We start from the raw sequence: 18,173 nt of genomic DNA on the forward strand, positions 1-18,173 counted from the left end.
TGAACCGGCGCGACGGAAAGGACGGCACCATGCTTGCCACGCTGGAACGATCCGCGCCACGAGCCGCGGCACAGCCTCGACACCTACGATTGGCATCAATGGCTCACGACGTGCATGAATCCCTGGACGACCTCCGCACAGCAGATTCCAATGCTGACGCGGCAATGAAGCCGTCCACGGTTGAGGTCGCGAGCGAAAGCGACGCAGAGCTGCGCGCCCGCTTTGAACGTGATGCCCTCCCGTACCTCGACCAGCTTTACGGCGCCGCCATGCGGATGACGCGGAAACCAGCCGACGCTGAAGACCTCGTGCAGGAAACCTTCGTGAAGGCCTTCGCCTCGTTCCGCTCCTTCACGCCCGGGACGAATCTCAAGGCGTGGCTCTACCGCATCCTCACGAACACCTACATCAACGGCTACCGGAAGCAGCAGCGGCAGCCGTTCGAGAACGCCCTCGGCGAGCTCGAAGACTGGCAGCTTGGCGGCGCCGAGTCGCGGACGAGTTCGCAGTCGACCCGCTCCGCAGAGGCCGAGGCGATTGACCGGATGCCGGATAGCGCGGTGAAGCAGGCGCTCCAGGACCTCCCGGAAGATTTCCGTCTCGCCGTGTATCTCGCGGATGTTGAAGGCTTCCCGTACCGCGAGATCGCGGACATCATGGGCACCCCGCAGGGCACGGTGATGAGTCGTCTGCACCGCGGGCGAAAGATTCTTCGAGAGCGGCTTGCGCACCTCTCCCAGGCAGCGCAGACCGCATCGGTGAAGGAGGACAAGACATGACCGGTTGTTCGTGCGGCGACGCGCAGCGCGAGATCGAGGAATACCTGCAGCGTGAATGCTGTGAGGAACGCCGCGACGAGATCCGTCGCCGCCTTGCCTGCTGCCCGGAATGCTTCGGCGAACTTGAGGTTTCCGAACGACTCGTTGATCGCGTCCGCGAATGCTGCCAGGAAGCGGCACCGAGCGAGGTGCGTGCACGCGTGCTTGCCGCCATCCGGGTGACCCCGTGTGGCTCGGGCGGCGACTGCTAGGCAACGATCAGCCACCAGCTCAGTCTGACCACAAGACGGGGAAGGGGCGTGACCGATTCGGTCACGCCCCTTCCCTGTAGGCGTCTTACTTGCCGAGGATCTGGTCGACGAGCTCGGCAGCCTGCGCCTGGTGCGCCTTCATCGTGCCGACCGAAGGAGCCGAGGCAGCCGGGCGGCCAATGCCGCGGACCTTGCGCTCGCCAAGGAGTTCACTCAGGTGCGCCTGCAGGAACGGCCATGCGCCCTGGTTCATCGGCTCGTCCTGCGCGAACACGAACTCGGCGTTCGGGTAGCTGTCGAGCACCTGCTGAAGCTCGTCGGCCGGCAGCGGGTAGTACTGCTCGAGGCGAACGAGCGCGATCGAGGTGTCCTCGAGCTTCTCGAGTCGCTGCTTGATCTCGTAGTGGAGCTTGCCCGAGTGGATGACGACGCGACGCACCGCGTTCTTGTCCTGGATGCGCTGGTCATCGAGCACCGGCTTGAATCCGCCCGAGGTGAAGTCTTCAAGCTGCGAGACCGCACCCTTGAGACGCAGCATCGACTTCGGCGTGAAGAGGATGAGCGGACGACGCGGGCGCACATACGCCTGGCGACGGAGCAGGTGGAAGTACGACGCGGGCGTCGACGGCTGCGCGATCGTCATGTTCTCTTCCGCCGCAAGCGTAAGGAAACGCTCGATGCGCGCCGAGGAGTGGTCCGGGCCCTGGCCTTCGTAGCCGTGGGGGAGCAGGAGCACGACGCCCGAGCGCTGGTTCCACTTCTGCTGGCTCGAGGCGATGAACTCGTCGATCACCGTCTGCGCGCCATTCGCGAAGTCACCAAACTGGGCTTCCCAGCACACGAGCGAGTCGGGGCGCTCGACCGAGTAGCCGTACTCGAAACCGAGCACCGCGTACTCCGAGAGCAGCGAGTCGTAGATCGAGAAGCGAGCCTGCTCATCCGAGAGGTTCGACAGCGGCAGCCAGTTCTGGTCGTTGACACGGTCGTGGAAGACAGCGTGACGCTGCGTGAAGGTGCCGCGGCGAGCATCCTGACCGGACAGGCGCACCGGGATGCCCTCCATGAGGAGCGAACCGAAGGCGAGCAACTCACCGTAGGCCCAGTCGATGTCGCCCTTCTGCGACATTTCGACGCGCTTCTGCAGCACCCGCTTGAGCTTGGAATGCACGGTGAAGCCTTCCGGAAGGTTGTCATGTGCCTCACCGATGGTGTCGATCGTGCCCTGCGAGATGGCCGTCGAATCGGGCAGTACGATCTCGTCGCCCTCACCTGAGCCGACCGCTGCAAGTTCCTTCGCCGAGATCGGGTTCGACTCGGTCTGCGCTTCGTGCGTTTCCGCGAAGGCGCGCTCGAGGCGGTCCTGGAAGTCGCGCTGTGCCTGGTCGAACTCCTCCTGCGTGATGTCGCCACGACCCACGAGCGCTTCGGTGTAGAGCTTGCGCACCGAACGCTTTGCCTCAATGAGGTTGTACATGAGCGGCTGCGTCATCGACGGGTCGTCACCCTCGTTATGGCCGCGTCGGCGGTACGAGATGAGGTCGATGACGACGTCGCGGTGGAAGCGCTGGCGGTACGCGAAGGCGAGCTCGGCAACGTGGGCCACAGCCTCCGGGTCGTCGCCGTTCACGTGGAAGATCGGCGCCTGGATGGACTTCGCGACATCCGTCGAGTACATCGAGGAACGACCGTCCTGCGGGGACGTGGTGAAGCCGATCTGGTTGTTGATGTTGATGTGCACAGTGCCGCCGGTGCGGTAGGCGCGCAGCTGCGACATTTGCATGACCTCGTACACGATGCCCTGTCCGCTCATCGCGGCGTCACCGTGGATGAGGACCGGCAGGATGTTGTGCTCGTGCTGCTCGCCGTCACGGTCAAGCTTGCCGCGCACGATGCCCTCGAGGACACCGTTCACAGCCTCAAGGTGCGAGGGGTTCGCGGCGAGGTAGATCGGCATCTTCTTGCCGGATGCCGCCGTGAACTCGCCCTCGATGCCGAGGTGGTACTTCACGTCGCCCGAGCCCTGGCCCTTGCGGGTCACACCCTCGAACTCGCGGAAGATCTGACCGTAGGTCTTGCCAGCAATGTTCGTGAGGACGTTGAGGCGACCACGGTGCGCCATCGCGATGGCAACCGATGCCATGTCGTCCTCGGCAGCGCCCTGAATGATCGTGTCGAGGAGCGCAATCACCGACTCCGAGCCCTCGAGCGAGAAGCGCTTCTGACCAACGTACTTCGTTTGCAGGAAGGTCTCGAACGCCTCAGCCTCGTTGAGCTTGTTGAGGATGCGCATCTGCTCCTCATGCGTCGGCTTCTTGTACGGGTGTTCGAGCTGATCCTGGAACCAGCGACGCTGCTCCGGATCCTGAATGTGCATGTACTCGATGCCGATGGTGCGGCAGTACGTGTCGCGCAGAATGCCGAGAATATCGCGCAGCTTCATCATGCGCTGCTGGCCACCGAAGCCTGCCGTCACGAACTCGCGCTCGAGGTCCCAGAAGGTGAGGCCGTGCGTCTCGATCTCGAGGTCCGGGTGGGTGCGCTGGCGGTACTCGAGTGGGTCGATGTCCGCCATCATGTGGCCGCGCACGCGGTACATGTTGATGATCTGGTGGACGCGCGCCGTCTTGTTGAGCGCTGCGGCCGTGTCGACGTGAACATCCTGCGACCAGACGACCGGCTTGTACGGAATGCGCAGCGCCGCGAAGATTTCTTCGTAGAAGTCGTGCTGACCGATGAGGTGCTCGTGCACGATCTTCAGGAACTCGCCCGATCCCGCACCCTGGATGACGCGGTGGTCGTAGGTGGAGGAGAGCGTGATCTGCTTCGAGATGCCCAGGTCGTCGAGTGCCTGCTGTGACATGCCTTGGAACGCGGCCGGGTAGGCGAGGGCACCGGCGCCGATGATCGCACCCTGGCCCTTCATGAGGCGCGGAACCGACTGCGCGGTACCGATACCGCCCGGGTTCGTGAGCGAGATCGTCGTCCCCGCGTAGTCCTCACCCGTGAGCTTGTTCTGGCGGCCACGCTTGATGAGGTCTTCGTAGGCCTGCAGGTACTCGCGGAAGTTCATTTCCTCGGCCTGCTTGATGCTCGGGACGACGAGCGCACGCGTGCCATCCGGCTTCGGGACGTCGATCGCGATACCGAGGTTGACGTGCGCCGGTGTGACGACGGCGGGCTTGCCATCGTTCTCGTCGTAGTAGACGTTCTGGCTTGGGAACTTGATGAGCGCCTTGATGAGCGCCCAACCGATGATGTGCGTGAACGACACCTTGCCACCGCGCGTACGACGCAGGTGGTTGTTGATGACGATGCGGTTGTCGATCATGAGCTTCGCGGGAATGTCGCGGTAGCTCGTCGCGGTCGGCACCTCAATTGAGATGTCCATGTTCTTGGCGATGGCCTTCGCCATGCCCTTGAGCACCGTCTTCTCGGCTTCCTTCGCGGGAGCCTTGGCCTTCGCCTCGGCCGGTGCATCAGCCGGGATCGGGGGAGCTTTCGGGGCAACCGCCGTCGTCTTTGCCTGCTTGCGCTCGCCAGCCTTCGCTGCCGGGGCAGGAGCCGGGGCCTTCGGGGCCTCCTTCGTGGACGTCGGGGCCGGGCTCGAGGAGGCCTGCTGCGTCGTTGCAGCAGCCGGAGCCGGGGCGCTCTGTCGCGCCGCGTACTGCTCGAGCGTCGGCCACCAGGCCTTGTCCACAGAGTTCTTGTCGGTGACGTACTTCTCGTACATCTCCTCAACGAGCCAGTCGTTGGCACCAAAATCGGCCATCGGGTCCTCGGATCCGTGCGTCGTGTTCGCGTTCGGCACTTCGAATCGCCGCCTTACTTCTGAGTCCGCGTGCGGGCGTCGCAGGTGTGCGCCGCCCTCTCCGACGGGCAAGCCTACCGGCATGAACAGAGTGAATCTGGCACGTCTGAGTAATGAACGGCGTTAGCTTTTTCGCCCTCGGAGGAATCCCGCTGATGGGAGCACAAACGGGCCGAAAATCAGGTCATTTCTCGGTCACACAGCCCACCTATGGTGGGAAGCATGGAGTTCTACGGACCGGCCCCGCAATACGACCTCACCTACTCGGATGTGTTCCTCATCCCGAGCCGCTCGGAGGTCGGTTCGCGCCTCGGCGTTGACCTTGCGACGCACGATGGCACCGGGATGACGATCCCGATCGTCGCCTCGAACATGAACGCCGTCACGGGTCCGCGCCTCGCCGCGCATCTTGCCCGCCGCGGCGGACTCGCGGTCCTCCCACAGGACATGAGCGACGAGGCGATGCTCGAAGCGATCGCCTGGGTGAAGTCGAGCGATCTGCTCATTGACCGCACCTTCGAATTCGAAGCCTCGATGACGGCAGCCAAGGCGCGTGAAGTCGTGCCGCCGGTGGCAGGCCACGGAATCCTCGTTGTGGATGACGAAGGGGAACAGCTTGGCGTACTCGAAGCGCAGCGGCTGGAAACGGTTGCCCCGGATGCGAAGCTCGGCGACCTTCTCCACGCAGGCCCCGTCACCCTGCAGGTTGACGAGATTCGCGACGCACGAGGCGCCTTTGATCTCCTCGTCGAGCACGAGGCCGACTTTGCTGCGGTCAGCGACGGCGAGCGTATCCTCGGCACGATCTCCCGCACGAGCGCCCTCCGCGCCACGATCACCCCGCCCGCCGTCGACGCCGAAGGGCGACTGCTCGCCTCCGCTGCGATCGGCGTGAGCAAGGGCGTCGCCGAGCGTGCCAAGCTCCTCGTGGACGCGGGCGTTGACGTGCTCGTCCTCGACACGGCCCACGGTCACCAGGGCCAGATGCTCCGCGCCATCGAAGCCGTACGTGCCGCAGGCATCGAGCTCCCGGTCGTCGCGGGCAATGTCGTCTCTGGCTCCGGCGCACGCGACCTCGCAAACGCCGGCGCCTCGATCATCAAGGTCGGCGTCGGCCCAGGCGCCATGTGCACCACCCGCATGATGACCGCCGTCGGCCGCCCGCAGTTCTCGGCGGTGCTCGAGTGCGCTGATGTCGCCAGCTCCCTCGGCGCGGTCGTCTGGGCTGACGGCGGCGTGCGCTACCCGCGCGATGTCGCGCTCGCGCTCGCCGCCGGGGCGAGCGCCGTCATGATCGGCTCCTGGTTTGCGGGCACAGTTGAAGCTCCCGGCACGGTCCGCGTGGATGATGAGGGTCGCTGGTTCAAGGAGAGCTTTGGGATGGCCTCCACGAAGGCCGTCGAGGGACGCTTCGGCGGGCTCGACCCGTACGAGCTCGCGCGCAAGAAGCTCTTCGCGGAAGGCATCTCCTCGTCCCGCATCCTCATCGACCCGGCGCGTCCGAGCGTCGAAGACCTCCTCGACATGATCACGACAGGTGTTCGTTCCTCCTGCACGTACGCGGGCGCAAAGAATCTCGCCGATTTCCGCATCCGCGCAAAGGTGGGCATCCAGTCAGCCGCCGGCTACGAAGAGGGCAAGGCGCTCCCCGTCAGCTGGTAGCGGAACGTAGGATGCGTGCCCAGCTTCTGACACGCGGGCACCGTATACTCAACGGCAATCATGGACGACGCGCATAGTCCCAGCGGGGGCCTCCACGACGACGCCCCCTCCCCGGCCACGTTTGAGGATCCCATTCGATGAACGAATGGTTGATGCTCGGCATCGGCGTGCTGCTCACCTTCGGCACCGGCATTTTCGTGGCGAGTGAGTTCTCACTCGTTAACCTCGATCGCAACGAGCTCGAATCCCGTGCAAAGCGCGGGGAGCAGGGCCTTGGTTCGGTCATCAACGCACTCAAACGCACCGCGACGCACCTGTCGAGTGCTCAGTTGGGGATTACGCTCACGACGCTGCTGACTGGTTTCACCATGGAGCCCGCGATCTCAAAGCTCCTCGAGTCGCTCCTCACCCTCATGGGCGTGCCGCAGGTACTCCAGCGGGGCGTCGGCGCAACCGTTGCGATGGTCATCGCGACGCTCCTCTCGATGCTCGTCGGTGAACTCATCCCGAAGAACTTTGCGCTCTCGGTTCCGCTCGCCGCGGCGAAGGCTGTCGCGCCGCTGCAGATTGCTTTCACCTGGTGTTTGAAGCCGGCCGTCTGGGCCCTCAACGGCTCCGCGAACGCGATGCTTCGGGCAATGGGTATCGAACCGCAGGAAGAGCTCTCGGGCGCACGCACGGCGGAAGAACTCTCGAGCCTCGTGAAGCGCTCCGCAATGGAGGGCGTCCTCGAGTCTGAGCGTGCCGTGCTCCTCGCCCGCACCCTGCGCTTTTCCGATCACACTGCGGCAGATGTCATGACGCCGCGCGGCCGCGTTCAGGCGATCAGTTCGGGCGCCACCATCAACGAACTCCTCCGTCTCGCCCGTGCCACGGGGCACTCCCGATTCCCGGTCACGGGGGAGGACATCGACGAGATCGAAGGCATCGCGCACCTCAAGGACGCGATGGCCGTGCCGCTGGAACGCCGAGATGTCGTCCCGGTCGGCGCGATCCGCGAAGAAGCGTTCATCGTGCCGGAGACGGTGCCCCTCGACCAGCTGCTCAGCGACCTTCGCAGCGGCGGCTTTCAGATGGCGGTCGTGCTCGACGAATACGGCGGGACGGCTGGCGTTACCACCCTCGAAGACCTCGTCGAAGAAATCGTTGGCGAACTCGTCGACGAACACGACCGCAGCCGATCCAGCGTCGTGGAGGGCAAGGGCAGCTACGTCTTTGACGCGCTGCTTCGCCCCGACGAACTCCACGAACAGTTAAACCTCACGATCGACGATGAAGGCCCGTACGAAACGTTGGCTGGCTTCCTCATGTTCCAGCTCGGCCGCGTGCCGGAGGTTGGCAACGCGGTGACGATCGACGAGGGCATCCTCAACGTCGAGCGGATGGATGGCCGCCGTGTCGACCGCGTCCGCTTCCTCCCGAACGAGCGCTACGTGCCGCGCACGGAAGTTGAGCGCGACATGGAAGCGCGCCGGATTGAACACGAGCAGGGGGAGGGCGAGCGATGAACGACTGGCTTGGCATCCTCTGGCTTGTGCTGCTCCTTGCGGGCAACGCGTTCTTTGTCGCGGCGGAATTCGCCGTCATCTCGGCGCGCCGCTCGCAGATCGAACCGCGCGCCGAAGCGGGCAGCAAGGCGGCACAGCAGGCGCTCTACGCGATGGAGCACGCGACTGCGATGCTCGCCACCTGCCAGCTGGGCATCACGATCTGCTCGCTCCTCATCCTCAACGTCTCCGAGCCTGCGATTCATCACCTTCTGGAGGGGCCGCTCGGGCTCACCGGCATCCCGCGCGAGCTCGTGGGTGGTGTCGCCTTCGCGATCACGCTCGTGCTCGTCTCGTACCTTCATGTCGTGTTCGGCGAGATGGTGCCGAAGAACATATCCTTCTCGGTGCCCGACGGTGCGGTGCTGCTGCTCGCTCCGCCGCTCGTGTTCTTCTCGAAGCTTTTTGGCCCGATCGTTGCGCTCTTGAACGGTGTCGCGAATGTGGTGCTGCGGATGTTCGGGGTGACGCCGAAGAATGAAGCCACGAGTGCCTTCACCTTCGACGAAGTGGCGGGCATCGTTGAGCAGTCGAAGCGTGAGGGCGTGCTCGATGACCCGAGCGGCACGCTCGCGAACGCCTTCGAGTTCACGGCAAAGCGCGTCGGTGAAGTTGCGGTGCCGATTGACCGGATCGTGAGCGTGCGCCACGATGCGGCGCCGGTGGACATCCAGCGGGCCCTTGGCCAGTACGGCTACTCGCGCTACCTCGTCACGGACCAGTCGGGGGAGCTCTCCGGCTACGTGCACGTGAAGGACATCATCGACCTCGACACGCCTCGGAAGTTCCATTCGCCGGTCCCAGCGAAGCGGATTCGTCAGCTGCGCACGATGCTCGATTCGACCGAGCTCGAGGATGCGCTCGCGTCGATGCGTCGCACCGGCAACCACGTTGCGCTCGTGCGTGACCGAAGCGGTGCCCCCACGAGCGTGCTCTTCCTCGAGGACATCATCGAAGAGCTCGTCGGCGAGGTGCGCGACGCCACGCGTCGCCGGTAGCTGACGGGTTCGCGTGGCGAAAAGATTCGCCAGGTAGCCTGTTCGGCATGATTGCGACCCGCCCCTTCGAGCTCGATGATGCGCGGCGCCTCGTCACCGCGCCTGCCCTGCGAGACAGCAAGTACACACGCGGTGTGACGCTGCTCGCGACCGGCTCCGAGGAGTACCCGGGGGCCGCAGTCCTCAGCTGCGCCGGGGCACTCGCAGGCGGTGCTGGATTCATGCGATACCTCGGGCCCGAAACCCCCACCTCGCTCGTCCTCTCACGCCTGCCTGAGGTCGTTGTGGGTGGCGGCAGGGCAGACGCCGCGGTTATTGGATCGGGCATCGGCAGCGCCCGAGACGACGCACGGGCGACGGAGCTGCGTGAACTCGTCGAGATGGACCTCCCGACCGTCGTAGATGCTGGAGCGCTCGAACTCATCGCTGACACGACGCCGAAGTCCTGCATCCTCACCCCGCACGAGAGTGAACTTGACAAGCTCTGCGAACAGCTTGGCCTTGGCACCATCTCGACGCAGAAGTCTGGCCGTCGCCGCACGCGCACGGCCCGCGGCAAGCAGGCCCGCAGTGTCGCCGAGCACACGGGACAAATCGTCCTCATCAAGGGTGCTGCCACCCGCATCGTCACCCCTGGGGCCGAGACCGCGCACCTCATCGAAGCACCGAGCCACTGGGCCGCCACCGCAGGCACCGGCGACGTCCTCTCCGGCATGATCGGCGCCTTCCTCGCGGGCGCGGCAGCCCGCTCCTCCATGTCCCTCACGAACGAGGAGATGGCCTGGCAGGCGAGCCTCGGCGCCTGGGTGCACGCCTGGGCGGCATGGACCGCTGCACGTCGCGCAAGCGGCGACCACATCACGGCAGAAGAAGTCCTCGACGCGATGTCGCACCCCGCGATGGCAGCCGGATTCATGGGGCCGATTCGTGCGAGCGATCTTGCCCGTGCCGTGCCGACCGTGCTCGCTGCCACGCTCGCCGAAGCATGATGCCGACCACCATCCACGATCGCAAGGAACTCCAGCCAACCCCACCCCAAGCCGAGCGGCATTGGCATTCGATCTGGCTCATTTGGTTGAGCTTCGTGACGTTGTGCCTCGTCCTTGGCGGAATGAACCTCTACTCGGCCGCATACCCCATGGGTGACGTGCTCGACGTGTACCGCGGGTGGACGGAAGAGGTCGCGAACGGCAGCATCCCCGGCATCGATGCGCCCTATGTGTACCCGATCGTGTCGCTCGTGCCCATGCTGCTCGCGGGAGCTGTGAGCGGGGGAGACCGGTTCGGTTTCGGTGTTGCCTGGCTCGTCATCGCGAGCTTCGCGTGGGCGGTGCTCATCGCGTACCTGACGCTGTGGAAGCCACGTAGCAGCACTGCTGCCGGTCGTCGCCGTATCGCGTGGTGGACCGTAGCCGCGCTTGCTGCTCTTGGCCCGATCGCCCTCGGACGCATCGACTCGGTGACCGCACCTCTCGCCGTGCTCGCGATGCTTGCGCTGCGACGTCATCCCGCGCTCGCGAGTGCCGGGATGACGCTCTTCGCCTGGATGAAGATCTGGACCGTTGCGCCGTTCGCGGCAGCGTTCCTCAGCGAACGCCAGTCACGGCGGAGGCTCACCATCGGCGCGGTTGGCGTCTGCGCGGCAGTCCTCGGTTTCGCGCTCACGCTCGGCGGCTGGCCGAACGTGTTGTCCTTCGTGACGGAACAGACGGGCCGAGGACTGCAAGTGGAATCCGTCGCCGCGACACCCTTCGTATGGCTGGCGGCACTTGGCGTGCCCGGCTACGAGGTCTACTACTCCTTCGAGATCCTCACCTTCCAGCTTCGAGGCGAAGGGACCGACGCTGCCGCAAGCATCCTGACTCCGTTCATGGTTGCTGCTCTCGCGCTCATCGGAGCCGTCACGGTGCTCCGTCGCCCGGGAAGCGAAGCCGGGCAGCGCCTGCTCATGCCGCTCGCAGGGAGCTTCACGCTCGTACTCATCGTGTGCAACAAGGTTGGATCGCCGCAGTTCAGTTGCTGGATCATTGCGATTGCGCTCGCTGGACTGCTCCTGGAAGGGGAACGGTGGCGAGCTGCGGCTTTCCTCTCGCTTGCGATTGCCCTCCTCACGCAGTGGATCTACCCGTGGGGCTACGACTCGATTCAAGACATCAACATTTCCGGCGCGATGATGGTGACGGTTCGAAACGCCCTTGAGCTTGTGCTCTGTGCGTGGATGCTGCGGGAGCTTTGGCGCCGAACCCATGAGCGCCCGGCAGACGCTCTGCAGGACACCGGCATGGCTCCCGCCAACGACTCCGACTGCGCGCGCTAAATCTCGAGCGCCAAGAGTTCTGCGAGGTTCGGCCCGAGGATCACGTCCTCCACGAGGAAGCCGTCGTGCCCGCACGGCGACTCAATGACAAACGCCTCGTCGCCCGTGATCGAGTGCTGGATGCCGCGTGCGATGCGGTGCTGCGTCTCGATCGGGAAGAGCGTGTCGCTTGGGACCCCAGCAACGAGCGTCGGACAGGCGATCGTTGCGAGTGCCGCTTCCACGCCGCCTCGATCACGGCCGACATCATGCGAGTTCATCGCTTCGAGAAGCGTGAGGTAGCTGTTCGCGTCAAAGCGGCGCGTGAAGCGGTTGCCGTGGAAATCGAGGTACGACTCCACCGCATAGCGGCCATCGCTCGTGACCGGGGACCGCTCCGACTGCCAAGAGCGCCCGAAACGGTTGCCGAACTCGTCGGCGGCACGGTAGTTGATCATCGCGAGACGCCGGGCGAGGGCAAGGCCTCGCCACGGGCCCACCGAGTCGTAGTAGTCGCCGCCGCGGAACTCGGGGTCCAGACGAATCGCATCCGCTTGGAGCGTGTTCTCGGCGATCGTTCGCGCATCCGTCTCGGGCGGGGCAGCGAGCACGGCGAGGCGTTCGAGCCGCTCCGGAGCCAAGAGCGCCCACTCGAGGGCGAGCATCCCGCCCATCGAACCGCCAATGACCGTGTGGAAGCGGTCGATGCCGAGCTCGTCGGCGAGAAGCAACTGGGCACGCACCTGGTCGCGCACGCTCACGCGCGGGAAGCGTGGCCCAAACTGGTGACCGTTCGTGTCGTAGGACGCAGGCCCGCTCGTGCCCTGACAGCCGCCCAAAAGATTGCTGCACACCACGAAGAAGCGGTCCGTGTCGATCGCTTTGCTTGGCCCGACAAGGGCATCCCACCAGCCAGGGGTGAGATGCCCGTTCCCGGCGGGGCCCGCAATGTGCGAGTCACCCGTGAACGCGTGAAACACGAGCACAGCATTTCCGCGCGACTCATCGAGCGTGCCGAAGGTTTCGTAGGCGACGCGGAGGTTCGGGATGACCCCACCGTGCTCCGTCGTGAACGAACCCACCTGCGCGAAGCGGCGGCACCCCACGATGTCGCCGTCCTGCCAAGCACCCGTCGCAGGCGGGCGAAACACGGTCGCCCGCGGATCAGCGCCCAGGTGATCGACTTCACCCCACGCGCTCGGATCGTGCTCCCAGCGCATCGTTAGCGCGAGGTCTCGGCGATCGCCCGCTCGAGATCGGCGATGAGGTCATCCTTGTGCTCAAGACCGACCGAGAGGCGCACGAGGCCCGGCGAGATACCCGCCGCGTGCTGCTGCTCGGGCGTGAGCTGGGCGTGCGTCGTGGACGCCGGGTGGCACACGAGCGAGCGCACATCGCCAATATTCACGAGGTGCTTGAAGAGCTTCACCGACTCGACGAGCTTTCGGCCCGCATCCTGGCCGCCGCGAAGTTCGAAGGAGAGCACCGCACCGGCACCGTTCGGCGCGTACTTCCCGGCGAGCTCGTGCCAGGGGCTCGAGGCGAGGCCCGCGTAGTTCACCTGCACGATCTCGGGACGCGACTCGAGCCACTCTGCAATCGCGAGCGCGTTCTCTACGTGACGCTCCACGCGGAGCGAGAGCGTCTCGATGCCTTGAATGATCTGCCACGCGGATGCGGGGGAGAGCGTCGCACCAAGGTCACGCAGCAGCTGTACGCGCGCCTTCGTAATGAACGCGATACCGTCGCCGAGGGCGCCCGTGTAGCTGAGGCCGTCGTAGCTCGGGTCGGGCTCGGTGAGGCCCGGGAAACGCTCCACGTGCTCGCTCCACGGGAAGCTGCCGCCATCCACGACCACACCCGCAACGACCGAACCGTGGCCGCCGAGGAACTTCGTCGCCGAGTGGACGACGATGTCGGCGCCGTGCTCGACCGGGCGGATCAGGAACGGCGTCGCAATGGTGTTGTCAACGATGAACGGCACGCCCGCCTCGTGCGCGGCATCCGCGATCGCTTGGATGTCAAGAATGTTCACGGCCGGGTTGCCGATCGTTTCCGCAAAGAACGCCTTCGTGTTCTCGCGCACTTCACGCTGCCACGCAGCCGGGTTGTTCTGGTCTTCCACGAAGCTCACCTCGATGCCGAGCTTCGCGAGCGTGTGCTGGAAAAGGTTCACCGTGCCGCCGTAGATCGACGCCGAGGAGACGATGTGGTCACCCGCCTGCGCAATGTTGAGGATCGCGAAGGTCGTAGCCGCCTGGCCGGAGGACAGCGCGAGCGCACCCGTGCCGCCCTCGAGCGACGCGATCCGCTCTTCAAGCACCGCCGTCGTCGGGTTCATGATGCGCGTGTAGATGTTGCCAGGCTCTTCCAACGAGAACAGCTTTGCCGCGTGCTCCGCGGAATCGAACACGTACGAGGTCGACTGGTAGATCGGCGTGACGACAGCCTTCGTCGTCGGGTCAGTCTGCGCACCAGCGTGAATCTGTCGGGTCTCAAACCGCGTTGCCTGATCAGTCATGACGTCTCCCCATCGCTCAAGTACCTCTACCATCCCCGTCCCGCGATACTTCGGCAATGCGCAGCGTCACATTCCGACCCATTACCGACTGTTCAGTGCCACGATGGATGCCATGACGAACGAGCCTTGCCGCGACCATACCCACCGAACCGCACTCGTGACGGGTGCTTCGAGCGGCATCGGCCGCGCCACCGTCGAAACGCTCATCGAGCGAGGCTGGCGCGTCATCGCCACCGCACGCCGCGCCGACCGTCTCGCCGAGCTCACTGCGACAACGGGCGCCGTGAGCATTCCGTGCGACCTCACCGACGAGGATGCACGCGAGGAGCTCCTCGTCGAACTCGAAACGCTCGCACCTATCCACGCGCTCGTGAACGTCGCCGGCGGCGCCATTGGCGTCGACTCCATTGAGGATGGCAGCGCGGACGATTGGCGACGCATGTTCGAGATCAACGTCATCGCCACGAAGGAACTCACCGCCGGGATGCTGCCGATCCTCCGCGCGAGCGCCGCCGACGATAAGGACGGCTTCCCGCACGCCGACATCATCACCGTCACGTCAACAGCAGCCGTCACCCCGTACGAGGGCGGTGCCGGTTACAACGCAGCGAAGGCTGCAGAACACATGCTCGTGAAGGTGCTTCGTCTCGAACTCGCGGGTGAACCCATCCGCGTCATGGAAGTGCTTCCCGGGCTCGTGCACACCGAGGAGTTCTCCACCGTGCGACTGCGCGGCGACGCAGCGGCAGCAGCGAAGGTGTACGAGGGCGTCGACCACCCGCTCACCGCAGACGACATTGCCCTCGCCATCGCTCAGGCACTCGAGCTGCCCGGCCACTTCAACGTGGATGAGATCATGGTTCGGCCGGTCGCTCAGGCGGCCCAGCACAAACTCGTTCGCGGCCCACTTGCCATCCGCGAGCCCAACGAAGGAGTAAGCGCATGAGTGTCTTTCTGCACGGCGGCGGCATCGGCGACGCCCTGAACGCCCCGCTTGAGCGTTTCGTCGCAGAGGCTCGCGCTCGCGGTACGGGTGAGATTGCGGTCATCGTTGCGGCAGACGGTGGCGAGGTCGCGGGGTTTCAGCGAGCCCTCATCGAGCGTCTTGCTGCGCAGGGCGCGGGCGTGTGCGAGGTCATCGTCGACATCACCGCGGACGGTACGCCCACGCGTGAGATCGACCTCACCGAGATTTCGACCGCGAGCGGCATCGTCGTCGCTGGCGGCACCGTCCCACATGTCCACGCCGTCCTCGAGCCGATCTTCCACGATCTCCGTCGCCTCGTGAGCGAGGGCGTGCCGTACTTTGGCAGCTCGGCTGGCGCGATGCTCGCGGCAGCCCAGGCCATCGTTGGTGGCTGGCGAATCGGCGGCGTGCCCGTGCTGCGCGAAGCGTGGAATGAGGGCCTCGATGAGGTCGAGCTGCGCGATGCTATCGGCCTCATTGACGTCACGATCGACTCGCACGCGGTCGAGCAGGGGATGCTCACGCGCGCCATTGCGAGCGTTGAAGCAGGCCTCGCGGATGCCATCCTCGCGATCGACGAACAGGCCACGCTCGTGATTGCCGAAGGCGCTCTCGAAATCCTCGGCACGGGAAGCGTGTGGCGCGTGCTCGGCGGTGAGGAAGGCGTCCAGGTCCGTTCGGATCGCGCCGCATGAGCGCGCACACGCTCGAGGAACTCGTCGCCGATGGGCTCATGGATGCCGGATGGGCGAAGGCGCTCCAGCCTGTTGCCGCTGACATCGCGAAGATGGGCGAGTTCCTGCGCGCGGAAGGCGCTGCCGGACGAAGCTACCTTCCTGCGGGTCAGCACGTCCTCCGGGCGTTCGCGCAGCCCTTCGACGAGGTGCGCGTCATCATCCTGGGACAAGACCCGTACCCGACGCCAGGGCATCCGATCGGTCTCTCCTTCGCGGTCGAACGGCATGTGCGTCCGCTCCCGCGGAGCCTGCAGAACATGTACCGGGAACTTGAGAGCGACCTCGGCATCCCGACCGCCGAACACGGTGATCTCACGCGTTGGAGCGAGCAGGGGGTGCTGCTGCTCAACCGTTGCCTCACCGTTCGTCCGGGCGCGCCCGCTTCGCACCGCGGGCTTGGCTGGGAACAGGTGACGGCACGGGCCGTGAGCGCCCTCGTTGAACGTGGCGGCCCGCTCGTCGCGATCTTGTGGGGCCGGGATGCTCAGTCCGCGGCACCGATGCTCGGCCAGATTCCGCGCATCGAATCCCCACACCCGAGCCCGCTCTCGGCGTCCCGCGGCTTCTTCGGCTCGCGGCCCTACTCACGCGCAAATGAGCTCCTCGTGCAGCAGGGGAGCGCCCCGATCGATTGGCGGGTGGCCTAGATGACGAACCAACTGCACGACCTCACAGCCATCGAACTGCGCGAGCAGATGCTCGCCGGTGAGGTGACCGCACGCGAGGTGAGCGAGCACTTCCTCTCCCGCGCCGAAGCGCTCAACGGAGAACTCCGTGCCTTCACGCACCTCTCGCCAGAGTGCGCCCGCGCCCGGGTCGACGAGCTCGAGCGAGAAGAAGGCCTGAAACATACCCTGCCGCTCTGGGGCATCCCGATCGGTGACAAGGATCTCGACCATCGGGCGGGCATGCCGACGAGCTGGGGGTCCCGGCTCGGGAGCTCCGAACCACAGCCCGAAAGTGGGCGCCTTGCCCGCGACCTCGACGCCTCCGGCACCGTGTCGATCGGCAAGACGAATTGCCCTGAGTTTGGCTTCCCCGCCTACACAGAAAACCTCATCGGCGAACCGGCACGAAACCCGTGGGATACGACGCGCACGCCCGGCGGTTCCTCAGGTGGAGCGGCCGTTGCGGTTGCTGCGAGGATGCTGCCCTGCGCTCCGGGTTCAGACGGCGGCGGCTCCATCCGCATCCCCGCCGCAGCCTGCGGACTCGTCGGCCTCAAGCCCTCGCGCGGCCGTGTGCCCGGCGGCACGGGCATCGACCAACTTGCCGGCCTGCCCGTGTCCGGCCCGCTCACACGCACGGTTGAGGATGCGGCGCTCCTCCTCGACGGGATGATCGGCCCGCGTCACGGCGACGGCCGAGCACACGATCCCTTCGCACTCGACGCACCGCACCCGGAGCGCTCCTACTTGGCAGCTCTCCGTGCGAGCGAAACACCGAGGAACCTGCGTGTTGGCGTCTCCACCTGGACGCCGTGGACCGAGCGGATGGAGATCAGCTGGTCCGACGGTGTGCAGGACGTCCTCGAGCGCACCGTGTCACGTCTCGCCGCACTCGGCCATGACGTCCTGCCTGCGCCGACGCCGGAACGCTGGCAGGGTTACGCGGACGCGTTCCGTACCGTCTGGCAGGCCGGGGGAGCAGCTCTCCCCGTGACAGATGAAGCACTCGAGCACGTCGAACCGCTCACACGCTGGCTCGTCGGCGTTGGTCGACAGCGCACCGCCGCCGAACTCGCGCATGCGCTGAAGTGGCTGACCGAGTTCGAGGCGCGCGTCATCGCCGCCTACGAAGCCTTTGACGTCATCCTGACGCCCATCTTGAACGACGTCGCGCCAGCCCTTGGCAGCTTCGATCCGGAGGACGGCGAGCGCAACTTCGAGCAGCAATGCCAGTTCACGCCCTTCACCTCGTATGTGAATGTTGCGGGCCTTCCAGCCATCGCCCTGCCAATCGCTGCCGATCCCTTGCCGATCGGTGTGCAGCTCATTGGCCGGGCTGGCGACGAACTGACCCTGCTTCGCCTTGGCCAGCAGCTCGAACGCGAATTTGCCTGGCGCAAACGGGCGTGCCCGCTCGAGACGGTGCGCTAGCGAGCAGACCGACGCACGTAGCCGCCATCCTCAAGGCCCGCTTCAATCTCAAAGTGGTTCTTGAGCGGATCGGAACCGGCAAGCCAGTACAGGATGGGGAAGAGAAGCCCGTACTTCTTCCACTGATCAACGTGGACGCGCTCGTGGCGCAGTACCCGATCGCTCACGACATTGCCCGTGAGGTAGACGCTGCCAACGCAGGTGCCGCCGCGCGCGTACGCCCACTTCGGGAGCCCACGACACACAATGAGGCCATCCACGCGCTCGACGCGGCCCTGCGAGAGCGGAAGACCGATCATGAGCGCGCCAACTGTGGCAAGCTTCGCGCCCGCCTCAGTGAGCGGCGAGTTCACGAACTCACGACGTTCCAGCACCGCGAGGATGATCTTGAGCGCGAGACGGCCCAGAGCTGGAGGTACAGCAGCGATTCGAGACACGCGATGAGCATAGAGGCAACATCCTGAACGCATCCGTCGCATGGCCTCGACACGAGACAGCAGAAGGGGCG

The 18,173-nt window shown here is 65.5% G+C and carries 15 protein-coding genes; 11 read left to right on the forward strand and 4 right to left on the reverse strand.

What is annotated here, in order from left to right:
* Window positions 1-164: 164 nt before the first annotated feature.
* Both ZAL01S_RS01115 and ZAL01S_RS01120 read left to right on the forward strand, forming a co-directional pair.
* Window positions 165-779 (forward strand): sigma-70 family RNA polymerase sigma factor, encoded by a 615-nt coding sequence (locus ZAL01S_RS01115; protein ID WP_066079292.1) that lies wholly within the window; start codon window positions 165-167, stop codon window positions 777-779.
* Window positions 776-1,030, forward strand: a complete 255-nt coding sequence (locus tag ZAL01S_RS01120; protein ID WP_066078474.1) for a hypothetical protein — start codon at window positions 776-778, stop codon at window positions 1,028-1,030. Before ZAL01S_RS01115 ends, ZAL01S_RS01120 begins: the two co-directional genes overlap by 4 nt.
* 85 nt (window positions 1,031-1,115) lie before the next feature.
* Here the strand turns inward: ZAL01S_RS01120 and ZAL01S_RS01125 are convergent, their stop codons facing one another.
* The gene (locus ZAL01S_RS01125; protein WP_066079295.1) at window positions 1,116-4,799 is read right to left on the reverse strand and encodes a multifunctional oxoglutarate decarboxylase/oxoglutarate dehydrogenase thiamine pyrophosphate-binding subunit/dihydrolipoyllysine-residue succinyltransferase subunit; all 3,684 of its coding nucleotides are present in this window, start codon (window positions 4,797-4,799) and stop codon (window positions 1,116-1,118) included.
* A gap of 261 nt (window positions 4,800-5,060) precedes the next feature.
* On the opposite strand from ZAL01S_RS01125, the gene guaB1 reads away from it, so the two are divergent.
* The 5 genes from guaB1 (at window position 5,061) to ZAL01S_RS01150 (ending at window position 11,362) form a co-directional block, all read left to right on the forward strand.
* Window positions 5,061-6,500 carry a GMP reductase gene (guaB1, locus tag ZAL01S_RS01130; RefSeq protein ID WP_066078477.1) on the forward strand — a complete coding sequence of 480 codons (1,440 nt, stop codon included), beginning with the start codon at window positions 5,061-5,063 and terminating at the stop codon, window positions 6,498-6,500.
* A gap of 137 nt (window positions 6,501-6,637) precedes the next feature.
* Window positions 6,638-8,008, forward strand: a complete 1,371-nt coding sequence (locus ZAL01S_RS01135) for a hemolysin family protein (RefSeq protein ID WP_083522951.1) — start codon at window positions 6,638-6,640, stop codon at window positions 8,006-8,008.
* Window positions 8,005-9,045: a hemolysin family protein gene (locus ZAL01S_RS01140; RefSeq protein WP_066078484.1), complete on the forward strand. Its 1,041-nt coding sequence runs from the start codon at window positions 8,005-8,007 to the stop codon at window positions 9,043-9,045. The genes ZAL01S_RS01135 and ZAL01S_RS01140 overlap by 4 nt, the downstream gene beginning before the upstream one ends.
* A 47-nt stretch (window positions 9,046-9,092) precedes the next feature.
* Complete coding sequence (locus ZAL01S_RS01145) at window positions 9,093-10,034, forward strand: ADP-dependent NAD(P)H-hydrate dehydratase (RefSeq protein WP_066078487.1); 942 nt, start codon at window positions 9,093-9,095, stop codon at window positions 10,032-10,034.
* Window positions 10,031-11,362, forward strand: coding sequence for a glycosyltransferase 87 family protein (locus ZAL01S_RS01150; protein ID WP_159421532.1), 1,332 nt, complete (start codon window positions 10,031-10,033; stop codon window positions 11,360-11,362). The genes ZAL01S_RS01145 and ZAL01S_RS01150 overlap by 4 nt, the downstream gene beginning before the upstream one ends.
* Here the strand turns inward: ZAL01S_RS01150 and metX are convergent.
* Window positions 11,359-12,561, reverse strand: coding sequence for a homoserine O-acetyltransferase MetX (gene metX / locus ZAL01S_RS01155; RefSeq protein WP_066078492.1), 1,203 nt, complete (start codon window positions 12,559-12,561; stop codon window positions 11,359-11,361). The genes ZAL01S_RS01150 and metX overlap by 4 nt on opposite strands.
* Before the next feature lie 2 nt (window positions 12,562-12,563).
* Window positions 12,564-13,862, reverse strand: coding sequence for a bifunctional o-acetylhomoserine/o-acetylserine sulfhydrylase (locus ZAL01S_RS01160; RefSeq protein WP_066078495.1), 1,299 nt, complete (start codon window positions 13,860-13,862; stop codon window positions 12,564-12,566).
* Window positions 13,863-13,974: 112 nt separating this feature from the next.
* Between ZAL01S_RS01160 and ZAL01S_RS01165 the strand changes: the two genes are divergently transcribed.
* Genes ZAL01S_RS01165 through ZAL01S_RS01180 form a run of 4 tightly spaced genes read left to right on the forward strand, consistent with a single transcriptional unit; the run spans window position 13,975 to window position 17,665 of the window.
* Window positions 13,975-14,808, forward strand: a complete 834-nt coding sequence (locus tag ZAL01S_RS01165; protein WP_066078498.1) for an SDR family oxidoreductase — start codon at window positions 13,975-13,977, stop codon at window positions 14,806-14,808.
* A complete protein-coding gene (locus ZAL01S_RS01170; protein WP_066078501.1) occupies window positions 14,805-15,524 on the forward strand; it encodes a Type 1 glutamine amidotransferase-like domain-containing protein in 720 nt (239 codons plus the stop codon). The genes ZAL01S_RS01165 and ZAL01S_RS01170 overlap by 4 nt, the downstream gene beginning before the upstream one ends.
* Window positions 15,521-16,213: a uracil-DNA glycosylase gene (locus tag ZAL01S_RS01175; RefSeq protein WP_066078503.1), complete on the forward strand. Its 693-nt coding sequence runs from the start codon at window positions 15,521-15,523 to the stop codon at window positions 16,211-16,213. Before ZAL01S_RS01170 ends, ZAL01S_RS01175 begins: the two co-directional genes overlap by 4 nt.
* Window positions 16,214-17,665, forward strand: a complete 1,452-nt coding sequence (locus ZAL01S_RS01180) for an amidase (protein WP_066078506.1) — start codon at window positions 16,214-16,216, stop codon at window positions 17,663-17,665.
* Here the strand turns inward: ZAL01S_RS01180 and ZAL01S_RS01185 are convergent.
* Window positions 17,662-18,051, reverse strand: a complete 390-nt coding sequence (locus ZAL01S_RS01185; RefSeq protein WP_066079299.1) for a Fe-S oxidoreductase — start codon at window positions 18,049-18,051, stop codon at window positions 17,662-17,664. The two genes, ZAL01S_RS01180 and ZAL01S_RS01185, sit on opposite strands and share 4 nt — an antisense overlap.
* Between the last annotated feature and the right edge of the window lie 122 nt (window positions 18,052-18,173).

The organism is [Zimmermannella] alba NBRC 15616 (genome assembly GCF_001570905.1).
GTDB lineage: Bacteria > Actinomycetota > Actinomycetes > Actinomycetales > Microbacteriaceae > Pseudoclavibacter > Pseudoclavibacter albus.

What these genes read in the sequence shown, in the direction of transcription:
- ZAL01S_RS01115 (WP_066079292.1), top strand. Translation starts at nt 165, where the DNA reads ATGAAGCCGTCCACGGTTGAGGTCGCGAGCGAAAGCGACGCAGAGCTG.
- ZAL01S_RS01120 (WP_066078474.1), top strand. Translation starts at nt 776, where the DNA reads ATGACCGGTTGTTCGTGCGGCGACGCGCAGCGCGAGATCGAGGAATAC.
- ZAL01S_RS01125 (WP_066079295.1), bottom strand. Translation starts at nt 4,799, where the DNA reads ATGGCCGATTTTGGTGCCAACGACTGGCTCGTTGAGGAGATGTACGAG.
- guaB1 (WP_066078477.1), top strand. Translation starts at nt 5,061, where the DNA reads ATGGAGTTCTACGGACCGGCCCCGCAATACGACCTCACCTACTCGGAT.
- ZAL01S_RS01135 (WP_083522951.1), top strand. Translation starts at nt 6,638, where the DNA reads ATGAACGAATGGTTGATGCTCGGCATCGGCGTGCTGCTCACCTTCGGC.
- ZAL01S_RS01140 (WP_066078484.1), top strand. Translation starts at nt 8,005, where the DNA reads ATGAACGACTGGCTTGGCATCCTCTGGCTTGTGCTGCTCCTTGCGGGC.
- ZAL01S_RS01145 (WP_066078487.1), top strand. Translation starts at nt 9,093, where the DNA reads ATGATTGCGACCCGCCCCTTCGAGCTCGATGATGCGCGGCGCCTCGTC.
- ZAL01S_RS01150 (WP_159421532.1), top strand. Translation starts at nt 10,031, where the DNA reads ATGATGCCGACCACCATCCACGATCGCAAGGAACTCCAGCCAACCCCA.
- metX (WP_066078492.1), bottom strand. Translation starts at nt 12,561, where the DNA reads ATGCGCTGGGAGCACGATCCGAGCGCGTGGGGTGAAGTCGATCACCTG.
- ZAL01S_RS01160 (WP_066078495.1), bottom strand. Translation starts at nt 13,862, where the DNA reads ATGACTGATCAGGCAACGCGGTTTGAGACCCGACAGATTCACGCTGGT.
- ZAL01S_RS01165 (WP_066078498.1), top strand. Translation starts at nt 13,975, where the DNA reads ATGACGAACGAGCCTTGCCGCGACCATACCCACCGAACCGCACTCGTG.
- ZAL01S_RS01170 (WP_066078501.1), top strand. Translation starts at nt 14,805, where the DNA reads ATGAGTGTCTTTCTGCACGGCGGCGGCATCGGCGACGCCCTGAACGCC.
- ZAL01S_RS01175 (WP_066078503.1), top strand. Translation starts at nt 15,521, where the DNA reads ATGAGCGCGCACACGCTCGAGGAACTCGTCGCCGATGGGCTCATGGAT.
- ZAL01S_RS01180 (WP_066078506.1), top strand. Translation starts at nt 16,214, where the DNA reads ATGACGAACCAACTGCACGACCTCACAGCCATCGAACTGCGCGAGCAG.